We start from the raw sequence: 1,327 nt of genomic DNA on the forward strand, positions 1-1,327 counted from the left end.
GGGGGCGCAGATCAGCCTGGGGCGGTATCGGCTGTGGGGCGCGGGGATGGCGGCTGCGGGGGGATTGGTGAGTATTGGGTGGGATGTTCAGGACAGCATCGGAGAGCTTGATAGAAACACCACGCGAAATAATCTATTGGCTACTGCTTATGGTGCTCGAGCGATTGCAACTATCAGTCTATTAATAGGCCACGGCGGGATTGCTTTTTCCCAAGCAGGGGCCTATTTCGGTTGGCTTGCCATGCAAGCTCGAAACACGGGACAAGAAGCACGCTTTTTAACCCTGGCTCGACTGTCTACTCGCTTGACAACCAACCAGACCGCCATGCTCTTGCTGGGCCGTATGAGCTGGATTGGTGGCGCGATTGTTCTGGGGGCTACGGTGATACTCATGATTATCGATGAGAGCGCTCTTGAAAAGTGGTGTAGCCAGTGTTGCTTTAGCCGTAATACCGAGACAAAGAAATACAAAAATGATAGCGACGAACTCGGCGCACTGTTCGACGCCATCAACGAGGTGGTGTGATGTATTTTTTGAATGGGGGTGTTGGAAAATGCAATTAGAGCGAGAGGACGCTCGCAAAGGCGATGAAAAATTTGATAGAAAGTGGGGCATTAAAAGAGAGCTACCCTATGAAAGTGAAGATGATGAAGATCAGGCCGCATCACGCTTTTGCGTCAGCGAGACACCAAGAACTCGAGGACCGGTTTATGTTTTTAGCGAAAACATAATAGAACTTCGCAGTGGCATGTGGGAAACAAAACGCGGCCTAATAACAATATTGTCACTTGCCTTTTTCATGCCAGTTTTTCTCTACTCAGGAGCCCTCATAGAATTAATCTTCACTTTTATTGAGAGCCTTATTGAACAGGAGACTTACAAACACCTCCTGTTTCCGGTGGTTTTTTATAGCCTTATGATATCAACGATTGCCGGGGTCTATTTCAAATTTGGCTTACGCATTTCCCGCCTTGAAATGTTCACCTCTCGCCATCTACTAATCCGCTTCAACCGCAAAACTCAACAAGTTCACCTGCATCGCCCCAGCTACTGCGGCGGCATCGTGACCTTGCCCTGGAAAGGTGTGACCTCCTCAGGCGCAAGTGATAAGACTGCAATCGCAGGAGGCGTAGGTGTCCCCTTGTACCTCTACTGGTCACCGCGCGTTACCGGTACCCTCCACCCCGAGGATGCCTGGGTCGGAAAGGCCGGCAACAACCAGGCCGAGCTTCGCGACGAATGGGAGTTCATCCGTCGCTTCATGGACGAAGGCCCCCAAGGCCTGCCGCGGCCCCGCATCACCTCGCATTTCCCCTGGCCCTGGCA

Annotated in this window: 1 protein-coding gene and 1 pseudogene; both read left to right on the forward strand. The window is 51.8% G+C overall.

Annotated elements, in window-relative coordinates; translation table 11 throughout:
- Positions 1-526, forward strand: a pseudogene (locus H621_RS28780) (hypothetical protein); the annotation flags it as partial.
- A 28-nt stretch (positions 527-554) separates the two neighbouring features.
- Positions 555-1,327 (forward strand): DUF6708 domain-containing protein (locus H621_RS27335; RefSeq protein WP_036990154.1); only part of this gene is annotated, 773 nt, incomplete at its 3' end.

Source organism: Pseudomonas vranovensis DSM 16006 (assembly GCF_000425805.1).
In the GTDB taxonomy this organism is placed as follows: Bacteria; Pseudomonadota; Gammaproteobacteria; order Pseudomonadales; family Pseudomonadaceae; genus Aquipseudomonas; species Aquipseudomonas vranovensis.